The organism is Bacillus chungangensis (genome assembly GCF_030812995.1).
In the GTDB taxonomy this organism is placed as follows: Bacteria; Bacillota; Bacilli; order Bacillales; family Bacillaceae_C; genus Bacillus_CF; species Bacillus_CF chungangensis.
Window position 1 is genome coordinate 76682 of the sequence record NZ_JAUSTT010000002.1, and the last position, 16012, is coordinate 92693.

Consider the following 16012-nt stretch of genomic DNA (forward strand, 5'->3'; position numbering starts at 1 on the left):
TCCAGAGTGTCTTATCATCATATCATAAACTGCGTCATTTCTTATACCGAATATTGCATCACTACAACTTTTTTTAATAATAAAGTAAAACTTCCATCAGTGGGAGTTTTCTCTCATCCCCCACTGATAGAACAAAGGCTAAGATCTCAGGCGTCCTCGAAAAAGGAGAACACTTTTTCTTCGTACGATGCTGATTCAAGAAGCCTTTCCTTATCCTGTCGGCCCGAACCAATCGGACATTTGACTTTCAGTTTCCCCCACCTAGCGCTTCTGATTCCTCTTACTCCCCGAAGTGGGGGTCTTGACTCGTCAGTTAGATGTGGGATAAATAAAAAGATATCTTGCATACTGTTTGTAAAAGTTACGCTCTTCTTGATAAGCAGCTTCAACATTTTGTGAAAAAGAAAGCTTCTTTACAAGTTGATAGTTGGAACAGCCATATTTTAAAATATATCCGGTTTTCACAAGAACATTCAAATAAGCTAAAAAAAGTTGATCGCAACTTTGATTAGTTTCATGATTTAACAGCAGTGTGCGAAATTGAATATGTCTCTTCTCTACTCGTATAGCCATTTTTTGAAATAAATCATGATCAGTAAACGTGTCCCCTTTTTTTAACTTGCTAAGAAAATCATGCCAAACATAAAACTGCCATTCGATCACATTTGTTTTACAATTATTTTGGTTTATCGGTACGCCAATAATAGGAGGCAGTAAATAGGTGGTTAGCTTACTTTCATAAATAGCTTTCAAAAAAGGATCTGAACGATTTTTTGTGAAATATACTTTTTGATTCAACCACTGTCTCTTTTCATTTATCCAATCGGTTAACGAATATCGACTTTTTTTGGTTTCTTTTGAAACGGTTAAAGGAAATGTTGCTTTACTGAGAGGTATTGAATGCAGTTGGCCGAATGTTTTACGAGCAGTTACTGGAAGAAGGTAAGACAGGCAATAGAAGCGTTTTGTTCGTGGTTTATAACTTAACAGATAGTAGGAACGTGAACGATATATACCTACAAGGGACCATTGAAATTCATTGAGCAGATAAAGAGAAGTAGTTTTTTTCATTTGTTTTTGATATGGCAGTCCACCTAGCACCCAAACTGGGATAATTCCTTTCTGCCGATATCCTTCTGTCCTTTTTATTATTTGTCGCAATGGAATTGATGAGCATTGATATTCGATTGCGTAAGAATGGCCATCTTTCTTCACAAAAATATCAGCACGCTGCTTGATGGAAGTAAAATAATGTTCAAGATACACGGTCTTTGTCATCGTTTGCAGCCAAACATAAAGATCTTTTTTTCCTTGTAAGTGCATTTCACTTTCTGGCTCTGATTCAGCATGACAATTTATTAGGCGTTGATGGGCAAAATGAGGAATCTTTTTCTTACCGGCTTTAAAAATAAGTTTGCTTTGGCATTGGGGGCAATAAAATGGAGACCTGTTGCGAAAGTTGATCATTTCGTTTGGACCTAAATAGTGTACAGCAACTTTTTTTCCATCTTTATCTAACGCAATGAACAAATGAGGATCACCCTTTCTTTTGGTTATATTTATACACACTAGTATTTCGACATCTCTTTCATCATTCCTTCTCTTTTTCAAAATCTATCATTTAGTCTTGTTTTAATTTTTTTCATAAAGAAAAAACCGATTAAACGTAATCGGTTTTAATAAAAGTTAGTCAAAATATTGATTCAGTGTATGAAAAACATCTGTTTCAATAATAACATTGCCATATTCTGCTAGATAGTGTGATGTAATCGAGGAATCTTTTCCATATTCCAGCAAAATGCTTATCACATTGTCAATTTGTTCTTCTGCAAACAACTCTTCTGGAAATTCTATATATAAATAATATTGATCACGGAATGAGTAGAGTTTTGTCTGCAAATGCTCAAGCCCTGGTCTTTTCGCAAGCATTAAAACGCTCTCGAAATCTTGAAAACAAATGACAAAATCCAGCAAATCTTCGTCTTGATCATCTTGATGCTTTAAATAAAAGTTTTCATCTAAAAATGCTTCAATATTCTCATCCAAAGGCAGTTCTCTTAATTTATCCTCAGGTATTGGAAGCTCAAATTTATTTCCATCTTTAGAAAGCTGTGCTTTTGTTACTAAAACCTCTAAACCTTTGTCTAACGCTTGGACTTGAATCCAGAGCGGACCTTCTGGAACAAACTCTTCTTCATCATGAACTTCATCCATCATTTCCCAAAAAAGTTCTTCACTTCTTTCTCGGTTATACCAAATTTCCTCTCGGTTGAAGCCCCTTTCCTCGATATCCAAATAAGAGATGAAAAATTTGACAGTATTTTCATTTATTCGTTCGATTTCCATCCTGCAACTCTCCCTTCCGATTTAAGATGATGAAGGGACTTTACCCCTAGGAAAATAATTTATCCCATCGTGCTTACAAAACGATTTTATCAGCATCGTCTTATCACTCATTTTATGATAAAAATCGCAGAAAGGGAAACAAAAGCTATTCCCATTTTTTATTTCATCATTTAAAAGGTTATTATGACTGCACGTCGGATGATAAAAATAGACTAATGCATATCATTTTGAAGACATCCATTATTATATACTTCGCTCTATTGTTTCATTCGTTTTATTATTCTATCCAAGAAATTAATAATCAGAATGTTCTAATAATTCCCCTAAATGAAAAAGGTCCATTTATGATAAAACGCCCCCATCCCAAGCTGGGAGTGAAGACGTCTTAAATTCTTTAATTAACGAGCCTCTGTGCTTCACGAAGCTGGAAAGTCCGAACTCTTCTTGGTAGAAATCTACGGATTTCATCCTCATTATATCCAACTTGCAGCCGCTTCTCATCCAAAATGATCGGCCGACGCAACAATCCTGGATTTTTCTGAATCAATTCAAATAGCTGCTGTAAAGGCAGTGTATCTAAATCAACATTTAACTTTTGAAATATTTTAGAACGAGTAGAAATAATCTCATCTGTTCCATCTTCAGTCATTCTCAAAATTTCTTTAATCTCCGCCAAAGTAAGCGGTTCTGAAAATATATTTCGTTCCGTATAGCCAATCTTGTGCTCTTCAAGCCAAGTTCTAGCTTTCCGACATGATGTACAACTAGGTGAAGTGTATAATGTTACCATAAAATCATTCACACTCCCATGTAATTTTTGAATGATACTGTTGTAGAAAATATATTTTAATTTAAGTATCCATTCGCATCTCATTTAACACGGACGAATTAATATACAGACCTGCACAACGAAATACGGATTATGCATAACTTAATTTAAAATAATGGTTTTTAAGTACGATTTAAACAAAAGCAATTGATCATTTCAGTGATGAACCCTTGCCTATTGCGTCAATCAAAATACCTAAAAAGCTTAACAATCATCTAAACAATATTATACACTAATCAATCATGATATTGAATATATTTTTCAAAAATCACTTGTCCTGTTATCATTCTTGTACATTTTGTGTCAAGAAGATGACAAAACAATGATTTTTTGATGACTAAATGTCATCATTTTTTGATGAGAGAATTCAAGCCCATCATTTTTTTAACGTCAGTTACAGTTTTTTCTGCTCAAGATGAGTTGACCTTACTATCATAACCAAATTTTTGTATTTATATGTACTCACTAGAAATCTTTAGAATCAGCCCCAAGTTTTTCTTTGCGGTAAAGAGAAAGTTGAAACTTTATCAATGAGGATTTTCGTGTATCCCTTAAAAGCAAAACACCTTACAAAGAAGAAATATTACTTTTCTTTGTAAGGTGTTTTGCTTTCGGACTCGAACAAATCGTACTTTAATACGAGAAAGAAATTCCTTTCCCTTTCCCGCATCACATACCTAGAAAAAACCAAGATCATAATCAATTTTCATCACAAACGAATTTACATTGTTTTGGACAACAAGGAAAGTTGCTTCCTCACTTGCTTTCTTCTATGATAGTTCATATAATAAAAAGAAATAATCATTAATGGTTAGCTTCTCTAATCAACATGGAAGATGTGATGACAAAGAAGAGTACATACTGGGAACACTTCAAGAGAGTTTGCGGGTGGTGTGAGCAAATAGTATCCCATATGGAATGGACTTTCGAGCTCTGTTTGTGAAAAACATGAGAATGATCATTTTATTAGCGAACAGCGAATGCCGATCGTTATCTCGGCGCCATTTATGCAACTTCTCTAGTGAATTTTTTCTTCCCGATACATGTGAAAGAGACATCACAAACTGAAGGCGCCATAATGGACTAAGCGACTCAATTAGAGTACTTAGGGTGGAACCGCGGATATACCATTCGTCCCTATTAATGGACGAATGGTTTTTTGTGTTGACAGCAGCAATTCTAACCGTTAGTGAAGGTTTTTTAATCTGTCTTCAAGGCACCATTAAAAAACGAATAAATAAGGCACAAATACAAAAAAAGTTGAAACATAGGAGGCTTCATCATGAAAACAATATTTTCTGGAATTCAACCCAGCGGCACAATTACCCTTGGAAATTATCTTGGTGCAATGAAACAATTTTTAGACTTGCAGCATGAATACAACTGTTACTTCTGTATCGTAGATCAACATGCTATTACAGTTCCTCAGGATCGACTTGAACTGCGGAAAAATATTCGCAGCCTTGCCGCTTTTTACCTGGCGATTGGATTAGATCCAGAACGAATTACACTGTTTATCCAATCAGAAGTGCCTGCACATGCTCAAGCAGCATGGATGCTTCAATGTGTTGCTTATATTGGTGAGCTGGAAAGGATGACACAATTTAAAGATAAGTCTACGGGCAGAGATGCGGTAACTGCTGGTTTACTTACTTATCCGCCATTGATGGCTGCTGACATTTTATTGTATGGTACAGATCTTGTACCTGTTGGCGATGATCAAAAACAACATCTGGAATTAACGAGAAATTTAGCAGAACGTTTTAATAATAAATATAACGATATATTTACCATTCCAGAAATAAGCATTCCTAAAATTGGCGCTCGCATCATGTCTTTGCAAAATCCAAATAAAAAAATGAGCAAATCAGATCCAAACAGCAAAGGCTATATCTCCATGCTTGATACTCCAAAGCAAATTGAAAAGAAAATGAAAAGTGCCGTTACGGATTCCTCAGGAATTGTGAAATATGACAAAGAGAATAAACCAGGTATTTCTAATCTGTTATCCATTTATTCTATTTTAGATAAAACACCAATAGCAGAGCTCGAAAAGAAATACGAAGGAAAAGGATACGGGGAGTTTAAAGCAGATATCGCACAAATAGTTATCAAAACGATCGAACCTATCCAAGAGAAATATAATAAGCTCATGGAATCAAGCGAACTAGATAACATATTAGATAAGGGTGCTGAAAAAGCAAATATTGCAGCAAATAAAATGCTTAGAAAAATGGAGAATGCCATGGGCCTTGGACGAAAAACAAAGAAGATAAAGTAAAACTTCATCAGTGGGGGCTCTCATTCCTCACTGATGGAAGTAGAACAATGGCTAAGATCGCAGGCGTCCTCGAAAAGGAAGCCGCTTTTCTTCGTACGATGCTGATTTAAGAAGCTTTCCTTATCCTGTCGGCCCGAACCAATTGGACATTTGACTTTCAGTTATCCCCACCTAGGCCTCCTAATTCTTGAAGTGGAGGTCTTGACTCGGCAGTTCGTTATGGTATAAAGTCAAACTTCCATTAGTGGCCCTCCCCCCCCACTGATAAGAAGTTGAACACAGGCTTAAGAGACAAACATCCACGAAAAAAGAAATCACTTTTTTTCATGGATATATACCTAGAAGTAGAAGTAAGATGTTAGCGATGAGTGATAAGCACTTTTCCCACCTCCAGATATGTATGAAAAACGCACCTGACAATGAAGGATCTTCCGATGTGACTATTTCTTTTAAAACGTAAAAAAGTGGCTGATCATTTTATTCAGTCACTTTTTACTTTGGTTTTATTTGCAAAATACCCTCTAATTTACTTTTGGTTTCTGTTCTACTTCCCAGCGTTTTTCAAAAAAGGTATGGCCTTTAACCATCTTTTCGCAAAGTTGAATATGTTTCTGGCTCCATCCTTCTTTCGTTTCTTCAAATAATTCATTCCAAGCTGTTTCAAAGTTTTTCTTTTGAATTTCCTCATATTTATCTGGCGCCCATTCTGTGTACCAATATCTTATTTCTGCAATACTGGCTGACGAATAAAGGTGATCCAATGCCATGAACAACAGCTGCTTCAGCTGTCTTTCTCTTCTTGTCAGTCCTTTCATTAATGCAGGTGCTGGCGAAAGAATATGATAGTCCTTTTGATTCTTTTTAGCGTCAAATTGATATGTCTTTGGCTTCTGATCCTCGATCATTTCATATACTAGCTGTTCTTGTCTTGGGATTAAGCGGCTTTTCCTCATCGGAATTTGGTAGCCAATTGTATCAACAGCAAGAATCCCATTGCCATCTGTAACAACAAAACAGTTTTCAAGCTTCATTCTTTCATGGTTTTTTCGTAAAAATGCCTTTTGGCAAACATCGTCCAATAAAGCTTGAGGCAAAGCAGACAAGTCGTTTTCTATATAATGATACAATACATTTTCTACATACAGTAAAGGTACTTGGTCTAATAACTCGATTACATCATCCCGTCGCCATTCATGAAAATGGCAAACATTGTAACCATTCTCCTCTCCTTCAAACCAATTTACCCATACATCATGAAGATACAGCATCTCTTACCCCTCACTTTATTCCATATTTGTCTCTCAGTATAAGCGGAAATAAGTAAATTTATTCCTGTCTCTTTAAGATGTTGGACAAATATTGTTAATTACAAAGACAATCGCTGCCATTCTAACGATGAAAGGGAATATGCAACTAGCCATAACCAAGATTTGAGAACATCTTTCTTAACGCTGATTTTTACTAGAGGAAAAAATGGCGATTAACATGAATACAAGACCAACTAAAAATAACTGGCACTCGATTCGATAAAGAATAAATTGTACGTATTCTTGAAAAGTTTTTCCCGCAGCCATTAAATTTAAATAACTGATAATATGAACACCGCCAACGACCGAAAAGCCAAAACCTGTTAATAAGAGAAAAGCTCTTAAGATCAATTTTCATAACATCCTTATCTAAAATGGAAGCTTTTCCACAATCATTGGATTATTTACAATTTAATATCTCGCTATATTATTCTTAAAAAATAGATTGCATTGTGGATAATAAAAGCAGTGAGCTTGTCCATACTTTGTAGGATATTATATGTATTGATTACACTTTTAGAACTTGCTGCAGGTGGAATTTTCTCCACCTGTTTTTTATTCTAATTTCAAAAAATCATCTTGTAAAAAAGTATTAGAAGGTACTCCTAACGTTTTCGCAATCGAAAAATCGGATGCCTGTTTTTTATAGTGAGCAATTATGTGATAGCCAATTACATAGCCAATCATTCTCGGATAGGCCCGCTTGCCAAACAAAATATCATCATGTCTTGCTTCTGACCTTGTAATATGCAAATATTGTTTAATTGCCCTTTGCCATAAGGAAGCAAGTCGCTTCTCCTGATATGATGTACACCATGGTGCTACGTAATCTACCCCGCAACAGTCAAGTACAGCATGTTCCGCCAATCCTTCTAAAACAAGGGAGTCCAATAACGTATAATCGTTAATCTCTTTTTTTAAACGACTCATTCGTGCAGCGTGATGATACTCATGAACAAATAATGCCTCCCATTCCTTTTCATCACCTACACTAGAGAGAAACAAAAAAATCTGCTTAGGAAACGTAATACCAGAACGCCCCCTTGTGTCTCTCATGAAACTTCGGTTGCCTTCTTCCATTGGGAAAATATAAATATTAATAGTTGGACCATCCCAAAGGCTGCGATATTTTTGATAAATTTGATTTATTTTTTTCCAAGCCTCTTTTTCTTCCAATATTTGAAAAACACGTTGTGCACGCCGGGGATGTTGGTACATCCCAAATGAGCAAAGATAGCGATAAAACCTTGTAGGATTCTCTACTGTCGGCTTTACCTTTTGTAATAGCTCCAAAGGTTTATCAAGTGCTTGTTTCAACCACTGATCTGTCCTTATTATTGTCATGCTCCTCACCTTATGTCCTGTTTTTATTAGCTTATGCATAACATGCTCCCATGGCCTTCAATATGACCATTATTTCTAAACTGTTAATCAAAAAAATAGCATCATAAATCAAAAAAAGCTTTCACTATTGTTGTAAAGTAGGAATTACTTAGTCACTCGTCCATATTGAAAAAGGGACTTAGTATGTTATGAAAGATAATAGATTGTGAGGTTGATAAATTGAAAAGGTTAGTCTTATTAGATGTACTTCGTGGTTTTGCTATTCTCGGTACGCTAGGAACAAATATTTGGATTTTTGCAACGGTTGGCGATCTTTCTATTTACTCTCAAGATATCGTTGGTTGGTGGAAAACGAGTGATGGGTGGATCATGATGCTAATTGACATTTTTATTAATGGTAAGTTTTTAAGTTTGCTCACAATCTTGTTTGGCATAGGTCTTGCAATAAAATATGAAAAAACACTTGAAAAAGGAATGCCTTGGCCTAGAGCATATATTTGGTCGTGCATCCTCTTATTTATTGATGGTCTTATTCATTTTCTGCTAGTCTTTGAATATGATATCTTAATGAGCTATGCAATAACTGCAATCGTTGTCTCCTTTCTAGTGAAAAAGCGCAATCGGATTTTAAAAAGGATTATTGTTCTTTTACTTCCAATTCATTTGTTGATCATAGGTGCTTCCTCATTTGCGTTTTATTACTCAACTCATGATGAAGGAATACAAGCAGAATTAGCAGCAGATAACCAAAAAACTGCGCATCTTTATATGGAAGGGAGTTGGCTGGAACAAGTTCTTTACCGTGTTGAACAATTTTTGCCGTTAAGGACGGAAGCGATCATGGTACTTCCTATGAATACGATATTATTTTTGACAGGAATATTATTATTTCGTGCAGGTGCTTTTGCTCACCATGAAAAAGGCAGAAAAATCCGCCGTAAGCTTTTTAAATGGGGGATACTCATTGGGCTGCCGCTTCATATGCTTATGATGGTTAATAACGGCTTATTCTCCATTATAAGCAGGTATATCTTTGCACCATTCTTAGCATTCGGCTATATTGGTTTGTTCTCCATTATATTGGAAAAGGGTTATATAAAACTGTTCACAGACCGTTTACAAGAGATTGGCAGAACAGCATTAAGCTGCTACATCATGCAAAACATCATCGCTTCAGTGATTTTCTATGGATGGGGATTCGGTTTGACTCCTATTAACAATGGTTGGTTGACTCTCCTTATATGGATGCTAATCTCGTTATTTCTTATGTTTTTTGCAAATATGTGGCTACGAAAGTTTAAACAGGGTCCGATTGAAACGATTTGGCGCTATACGGCTAATGCACCTTTTCGTGCTTAACGTTAAAGCATAAAAGAAAGTGAAACTTCCATGAGAGGGGGGTTTCTCTCATCCCCCACACATGAGAAGTAGAGTCGCAACGTTCTCGAAAAAGAAAACCGTTTTTTCTTCGTGCGATGCTGATTCAAGAAGCTTTTCTAAGGTCGGCTCGAACCAATCGAACATTTGACTTTCAGTTATCCCCACCTAGCGCTTCTGATTCCTCTTACTTCCCGAGGTGGGGTCTTACTGCCAGTTAGATGTGGGATAAAATAAAAGGTGATCCAAAAGCAAAATTCTTTTGGATCACCTTTTTTATGCTTCGTATTTCTTAAAGAGAATAGTTGCATTATGCCCGCCAAAGCCTAACGAATTGCTGAGTGCAGCACGAACGTCTCTCGTTCTTGCCTTATTGGCTACATAGTCCAAATCACATTCAGGATCTGGTGTTTCATAATGGATAGTTGGCGGTATAATACCTTCTTTAATGGATAAAATCGAAATAATTGCTTCGACTCCGCCAGCTGCTCCCAGTAAATGTCCAGTCATGGACTTTGTTGAGCTTATTGCCAGCTTATAGGCATGTTCGCCAAACACATCTTTAACTGCCATTGTCTCAAACTTGTCATTGTACGGAGTACTTGTCCCATGTGCATTAATGTAATCAATATCAGCCGGCTCCAATCCGCCATCAGCTAATGCTAATTTCATTGCTCGCGCTCCGCCTTCTCCTCCAGGAGCAGGAGCCGTAATATGATAAGCATCGCCAGTTGATCCGTAGCCAATTAATTCTGCATAAATTGTTGCTCCACGGCGAAGCGCATATTCTAGCTCTTCGAGGACAACGATGCCTGCTCCTTCACCAATAACAAATCCATCTCGATTGGCATCAAATGGTCTGCTCGCTGTTTCGGGATCAGGGTTTGTAGTAAGCGCTGTATTAGCACAAAAGCCAGCTACGGACATTTGTGTAATCGGTGCTTCAGCCCCTCCAGTCACCATGACATCTGCATCTCCACGCTGAATCACTTTAAAGGCATCACCAATGGAGTTTGTTCCTGTTGCACATGCGGTGACAGTACAAGAATTGACGCCTTTAGCACCTAAGGCGATTGAAACTTGCCCAGTTGCCATATCGGGAATCATCATTGGAACAAAAAAAGGACTTACGCGCCGATACCCGCGTTTTTGAAACATTTGGAATTGGTTTTCAAACGTTTCCATGCCTCCAATTCCTGAACCAATCCAAACTCCAACTCGATTGGCATTATGTTCATCGATCGTTAAACCTGCGTCTTTCACTGCCATCAGTGAAGCAGCAATCGCATAATGGGTAAAACGATCCATTTTTCTTGCTTCTTTTCTTTCCAAATATGTTTCAGGATCAAAATCCTTTACTTCAGCTGCCACTTTTGCTGGATAATCATCTGCGTTTAATCGCGTTAATGGACCGATACCCGATTTTCCTGCAATGATGTTTTCCCAAGTTGTTTGAGCGTCATTGCCTACGGGAGAAACTGCTCCGATTCCAGTGACAACTACACGTTTTTTCTCCATAAAAACATCTCCTTCACACAATAAGAAGATTGTAAGTGAGTATTCAAAAAGTAATGAAAGCTAATATAAAAAACGAACGGAATGTACACAGTTTTTACATGATGCATACAAATTATCCCGCTAGTATTCAAGATTTTTTAAGCAATATCTCTTTCACTTTCACTACTTACCCCATTTTACTACAATTGCTCCCCAAGTTAAACCTCCGCCAAAACCAACCATGACAATTATATCATCCTCTTTAATATTTCCGGCTTCTAGCTCGTCAATAATAGAAACAGGTATGGATGCGGAAGAAGTATTGCCATACTTATGAATTGTTTTTGACATTTTTTCTACTGGCAAGTTTAACCGCTGCCTAGCAGATTCCATAATCCGAATGTTAGCTTGATGAGGAATTAAAAAGTCAACGTCATCCTTTGTCAATCCGGCTTTTTCCAACACATTTACAGCTGATTCTCCCATTTGTCTAACTGCAAATTTGAACACTTCACGGCCATTCATCACAATATGCTTCTGTTCGTTCTCATATAATTGGCTGCCGCCTGAACCATCTGCCCCAAGTTCAAAGGCTAAAACCCCTCTTCCTTTTGATACGGGCCCCATAACTGCTGCTCCAGCTCCATCGCCGAATAAAACAGCTGTATTGCGATCTTCCCAATTTGTTATCTTCGAAAGCTTCTCGACACCAACAATAAGTACATAACGATAAGCCTTGCTTTCAATAAATTGCTTTGCAGTTGCTACACCATACATAAATCCAGAACAAGCTGCACTAATATCCATTGCAGCAGCTTTGACAGCACCAAGACGATGCTGAATCATACAAGATACAGAAGGAAATGGGCGATCTGGTGTGACCGTTGCCACTAAAATTAAATCAATTTCTTCCGCCGTTATTCCTGCATCTTGAATAGCTCTTTTTGCTGCTTCATATGCCATATCAGACGTATCACAATCATCTTCGGCAATTCTTCTTTCTTCTATTCCTGTTCGTGTACGAATCCATTCATCAGAAGTATCCATTACTTTTTCTAAGTCATGATTCGTAACTATTTTTTCCGGATGGAATTTTCCCATGCCAATGATTCCTGCATTCATGCCCGTATCTCCTTCTTTCTCAGACATCATTATTTATTCTGCTTCTTATTGAGAGATAGGAAGTGGAAGTAAGTTTTTTCTCACCTCTCGCTTCTAATAAGTCAACTAATGAAGTTCTCTTTCCAGACTTTTTAAGCACTTACTCTTCGCTTTAATAATCTACTATCTTCCATCATGCTGAACCCTCTATTGTCCAACTACAATCTTGCTAACTAAAACTTTACAAGTTTCAGCAGCTTCTAAAGATTTGATGAACGGGAAGGGACGCTGCTTTACCCTCAGGGCGTTCGCGTCAACCGTTTTAATGCGTGCTACACTCAATAATCAGTGTAAAATCAACTAGCAGATTTTATAATAGCACCTATTATGACTTGGTACTAATTTTAAAGGAATAATTGTGTTTTGGCAAGTATAGAAAAGTAAACATACTGAAGTGAAGAAGGTGTTAAAGAGTCTTTTCTTGATAAATAGATCTAAAGCTCCTTTATACTCGCTAGGGGTATCGTAGTACATTATTCAATGCTGCAGAGATACAAAAAATTGCTAGTTTATAGCATTCGGCAGTTTTCCAGCTTTGATGTATTCTTCCAAATAATGATCGACTTTTTCGATAAAGTTTTCTTTTACGTTCGAACTATATTTTCCTATGGATAGAACACCTTCTTGAAAACCTACATGAACATTACCAGATTGCAATGTTCCTCTGCTATACTTTTCAGCAACAATTCCATATAGTTTATCTACATCTTGAACAGTGCTAGTCAAAACTGTTGCCCCTCCTAAATCAGACTGATCAGAGACATACCCTATCGCATATAAACCGTTTGCCTTTAATTGCTCTATGACAGGAACTGTGTAGCCATCCCCCGCTGGATAAACAACATCTACATTGTATTGATTTAATGTATCTAAAAGCTCTAATGCTTTTTGACAGTCATCCCAATCACCTGTATAGACGACATAGACGGTAGCGGAAGCATTCTCAAAGGCTACACCATCAATAAACCCTTCAACCTCAGGCTGCCATCTTTTAGCAGCAATCATCCCAACTTGGTTTGTTTTCGTAGCATGACCAGCTGTCATACCTCCAAAAAAACCCATTGCATGACTATCAAACGTTAAGCTCGTCGTATTTTTTAATCGTGCTTCTCCATTGAAACTAACAAAATGTATATGAGGATATACCAATCCAATTTCATTAAAAAAATCGGCGTACTCTTTGCCATGCCCAAATATAAGCTGAACTCCCTTTTGATCAAATTCTTTAACCGCTTCTGCAACTACAGTCTTTGTTGTCATTCCTTCTCTATAATAAACATCGGCATTAAATGCTGATTGAATTTTTAACATTCCTTTGTATCCTTTTGTACCCCATACTTGGTCGCTGACGGTTTCTGGTACAAGCAGTCCAATTGTTTTTAGTTTAATTTTTTCCGTGTTGGTACATCCTAATAGTATGGAGGTCAATGAGAAGAAAATCAGCAATCTTTTCAACATGTACACCAACTGCTACTAAAAAACATAGACATAAACGCATCAACCAATGTTGAAATGTCATTATGCTGTTTATTTTCCCATTATCAATGTACAACATATCCATTTGTTTGTTCTTCTAAGATGCTTTCTTTCTGAATAACGTATTTGTCTATTAGATGTTGTTCAAAAACTCGTGTAAGTTCAGTTCTTTTTGAACACGTCCTATTCATGTTTTTAGTGCAGATTTCACCTGCCTTTCCTTAAAGATAACACGCCCTTTTTTAAACGAGATATTTAATGAAAAGCTCTTTCTATTTTACAATTCATATGAACAGATTGAAAGAACTACTTAACTAATACATGCAATAAAGGGAAAACAACTATTTTTTTGTACATGAAGAACGAGAAAGGTGATTGAAAGATGTAAAATACTTTCCTTGCATTTCCCACCATTGCCGCTGTCGCATGATATGATTGACGAAAGGCTCTTCTTCATCCACAATTAAACTGACAGCATCGTTCAACATCTCTTTCGGCTTTCCTTTCATAGATCTTTCAACTCCTAACAGACTTAAATAGGCATTCCATGCTCCTGATTCTTTATTTTGAAGTATGAAATGTGAGTCAGCAGCAGGGCTTTTCACATGATCAATAAGAAAATTCACCGCAGTTTCAATGAATAGTGCGTCGAAAGTGTCATCTAAATAATTCATCTCATCCATCCTGCTTCCATTTTGGATGATTTGTTGAAATAAGAGTGTATTTGGCTGCCAAGGGCCAAATAATGTTGGTACATAATACCACCTGACTTCATCTACAGTAGCGCTGTCATCGTGGAAAACAGAATTAAGAGACGATCTTAGCTTTTCTAGTGTACCATGATTCGATTCCAAAAATTGTTTCGGTGCAATCCAAACGATTTTCTCGACCTTATCCCTATTTTTATTTAAAAAAGCTTGATAGGAATGCTTCCACTTTTCAATTACTCTTTTATCGTATTCAATATAAAAATCAAAAATAGGGATAAAGCAAATCGTTGAAGGCACTGCATCTAATCGATTTGCCTCTTCCGACTCCCAAAAGGAAATATTAGCATTTCGACCGACTTCCAACCACTTTTCCTCGTGATAATCACGAAGCCATTCTTGCTGATCGAAAGCAATAACCTCATACCCTTTTTCAAGCAAATTTTTACAAAGCATGAATCCTAGAAACTGTTGAGCATTCCAAACAACTGCATGATGCATAGAATAAACTCCTCCTTTTCTTATTTTTAATTTGTACACATCAATTTGGAAACACTGTAATTGAAAAATAAAGTGAAACTTCCATCAGTGGGGGTTTTCTCATCCCCCACTGATGAGAAGTAGAACAAAGGCTAAGATCGCAACGTCCTCGAAAAGGAAACCGCTTTTCTTCGTGCGATGTTTCGCTGCCGAAGCTTTCCTTGTCCTGTTGCAACGCCTTTATGACCGACATCCTCAAAAAAGAAGAGCACTTTTTCTTCGTGCGATGCTGATTCAAGAAGCTTTCCTTATCCTGTCGGCCTGAACCAATCGGACATTTGACTTTCAGTTATCCCCCACCTAGCGCTTCTGATTCCTCTTACTCCCCGAGGTGGGGGGGCTTACTGCCAGTTAGATGTGGGATAAAATAGTCACGATAGGTTTTTTATTAACAAAGATCGTTCTCCTTTAGCATATGTATCCACCTTCTATTTTTTGTTCTTTTGTTGGGAACAATATTGGTTAAAACATCCCTGCTTTGTTCATAGAATTGTATTATTTTTCATTTGAAAACGATCTCGTCTATGATAAGATATACTAGGAATAGATTGTGAGCTCAGTATATACAATAAAGCATTGCTCGAAAATATTGCGAGTTTAAAAATCAATGTAGTTTTAACGAGAAGGCAAAGGATGATTGTTCAAAAATGATCTTGTGAAGCTGCGGATTTTTAAGATGAACTCGTTTGAGCTTCACTTAAACGTCTGGGATTCGCTTTTGAAGCAGCGCTCATTCTCTTTGGAGAAGACGAATATGGATCGAATTGAAATGGGGTGATTAAAAGTGAGGTTTTTCTGGACGCTTTTCTGGACTTTCTTGCTTGTACAAATGGTTGCTTATGTTGGAGGTTCGATGACAGGTGCACCATATGATTTTAATACAGCGGCTATACTAGGAGTAGCAGCAACAGTCCTAATTGTTCTTATATCTACTGTCATTCCTAATAAACCAATTGAAGAAAATAAGTAAAGAAAAACTTCCACTTGTGGGGGTTTTTTCATTTATTCCACATTTAACTGGCGAGTCAAGATCCCACCTCAAAAATAAGAGAAATCAGAAGTGCTAGGTAGGGGCAAATGTCCGATTGGTTCGGGCCGATAGGATAAGGAAAGCTTCTCGAATCATCTTGAATTAGCATCACCCGAA

At 37.0% G+C, this 16012-nt stretch carries 13 protein-coding genes and 1 other annotated feature; of the genes, 3 read left to right on the top strand and 10 right to left on the bottom strand.

The window, feature by feature from the left end; translation table 11 throughout:
• Positions 1-309 precede the first annotated feature (309 nt).
• The 3 genes from J2S08_RS02330 to spxA all read right to left on the bottom strand — a co-directional run bounded on the left by J2S08_RS02330 (position 310) and on the right by spxA (position 3136).
• On the bottom strand, positions 310-1530 hold the full coding sequence (locus J2S08_RS02330; RefSeq protein WP_307226282.1) for a competence protein CoiA: 1221 nt from the start codon (positions 1528-1530) through the stop codon (positions 310-312).
• A gap of 156 nt (positions 1531-1686) precedes the next feature.
• Entirely contained in the window at positions 1687-2346 is a 660-nt protein-coding gene (mecA, locus tag J2S08_RS02335) for an adaptor protein MecA (protein ID WP_307226284.1), read from the bottom strand.
• Between the two features lie 394 nt (positions 2347-2740).
• A complete protein-coding gene (spxA, locus tag J2S08_RS02340) occupies positions 2741-3136 on the bottom strand; it encodes a transcriptional regulator SpxA (protein ID WP_307226287.1) in 396 nt (131 codons plus the stop codon).
• 871 nt (positions 3137-4007) lie between these two features.
• Positions 4008-4317, top strand: a binding site (T-box leader).
• Positions 4318-4454: 137 nt separating this feature from the next.
• Between spxA and trpS the strand changes: the two genes are divergently transcribed.
• Positions 4455-5456, top strand: coding sequence for a tryptophan--tRNA ligase (gene trpS, locus J2S08_RS02345; protein ID WP_307226586.1), 1002 nt, complete (start codon positions 4455-4457; stop codon positions 5454-5456).
• A gap of 521 nt (positions 5457-5977) precedes the next feature.
• On the opposite strand, the gene J2S08_RS02350 is transcribed toward trpS, so the two are convergent.
• From J2S08_RS02350 to J2S08_RS02360, 3 genes are all read right to left on the bottom strand, one after another.
• Complete coding sequence (locus J2S08_RS02350; protein WP_307226288.1) at positions 5978-6724, bottom strand: YjbA family protein; 747 nt, start codon at positions 6722-6724, stop codon at positions 5978-5980.
• A gap of 177 nt (positions 6725-6901) precedes the next feature.
• Positions 6902-7114 (bottom strand): hypothetical protein, encoded by a 213-nt coding sequence (locus J2S08_RS02355; RefSeq protein ID WP_307226291.1) that lies wholly within the window; start codon positions 7112-7114, stop codon positions 6902-6904.
• Between the two features lie 204 nt (positions 7115-7318).
• Positions 7319-8107: a DUF2268 domain-containing putative Zn-dependent protease gene (locus J2S08_RS02360; protein ID WP_307226293.1), complete on the bottom strand. Its 789-nt coding sequence runs from the start codon at positions 8105-8107 to the stop codon at positions 7319-7321.
• A gap of 219 nt (positions 8108-8326) precedes the next feature.
• Between J2S08_RS02360 and J2S08_RS02365 the strand changes: the two genes are divergently transcribed.
• Positions 8327-9466, top strand: a complete 1140-nt coding sequence (locus J2S08_RS02365; protein WP_307226295.1) for a DUF418 domain-containing protein — start codon at positions 8327-8329, stop codon at positions 9464-9466.
• 294 nt (positions 9467-9760) lie between these two features.
• Here the strand turns inward: J2S08_RS02365 and fabF are convergent, their stop codons facing one another.
• From fabF to J2S08_RS02385, 4 genes are all read right to left on the bottom strand, one after another.
• Positions 9761-11002, bottom strand: a complete 1242-nt coding sequence (fabF, locus tag J2S08_RS02370) for a beta-ketoacyl-ACP synthase II (RefSeq protein ID WP_307226297.1) — start codon at positions 11000-11002, stop codon at positions 9761-9763.
• A 162-nt stretch (positions 11003-11164) separates the two neighbouring features.
• A complete protein-coding gene (locus tag J2S08_RS02375) occupies positions 11165-12103 on the bottom strand; it encodes a beta-ketoacyl-ACP synthase III (RefSeq protein ID WP_307226299.1) in 939 nt (312 codons plus the stop codon).
• Between the two features lie 543 nt (positions 12104-12646).
• Positions 12647-13600: a BMP family ABC transporter substrate-binding protein gene (locus J2S08_RS02380; protein WP_307226301.1), complete on the bottom strand. Its 954-nt coding sequence runs from the start codon at positions 13598-13600 to the stop codon at positions 12647-12649.
• Positions 13601-13959: 359 nt separating this feature from the next.
• Positions 13960-14826 (bottom strand): hypothetical protein, encoded by an 867-nt coding sequence (locus J2S08_RS02385; protein ID WP_307226303.1) that lies wholly within the window; start codon positions 14824-14826, stop codon positions 13960-13962.
• 823 nt (positions 14827-15649) lie between these two features.
• Between J2S08_RS02385 and J2S08_RS02390 the strand changes: the two genes are divergently transcribed.
• Positions 15650-15835 (top strand): YjzD family protein, encoded by a 186-nt coding sequence (locus tag J2S08_RS02390; protein WP_307226304.1) that lies wholly within the window; start codon positions 15650-15652, stop codon positions 15833-15835.
• Positions 15836-16012 lie beyond the last annotated feature (177 nt).

Bases quoted from the DNA above. Each gene is read 5' to 3' on its own strand.
- fabF (WP_307226297.1), bottom strand. From the start codon at position 11,002: ATGGAGAAAAAACGTGTAGTTGTCACTGGAATCGGAGCAGTTTCTCCC.
- spxA (WP_307226287.1), bottom strand. From the start codon at position 3,136: ATGGTAACATTATACACTTCACCTAGTTGTACATCATGTCGGAAAGCT.
- J2S08_RS02380 (WP_307226301.1), bottom strand. From the start codon at position 13,600: ATGTTGAAAAGATTGCTGATTTTCTTCTCATTGACCTCCATACTATTA.
- J2S08_RS02360 (WP_307226293.1), bottom strand. From the start codon at position 8,107: ATGACAATAATAAGGACAGATCAGTGGTTGAAACAAGCACTTGATAAA.
- J2S08_RS02385 (WP_307226303.1), bottom strand. From the start codon at position 14,826: ATGCATCATGCAGTTGTTTGGAATGCTCAACAGTTTCTAGGATTCATG.
- J2S08_RS02375 (WP_307226299.1), bottom strand. From the start codon at position 12,103: ATGAATGCAGGAATCATTGGCATGGGAAAATTCCATCCGGAAAAAATA.
- mecA (WP_307226284.1), bottom strand. From the start codon at position 2,346: ATGGAAATCGAACGAATAAATGAAAATACTGTCAAATTTTTCATCTCT.
- J2S08_RS02350 (WP_307226288.1), bottom strand. From the start codon at position 6,724: ATGCTGTATCTTCATGATGTATGGGTAAATTGGTTTGAAGGAGAGGAG.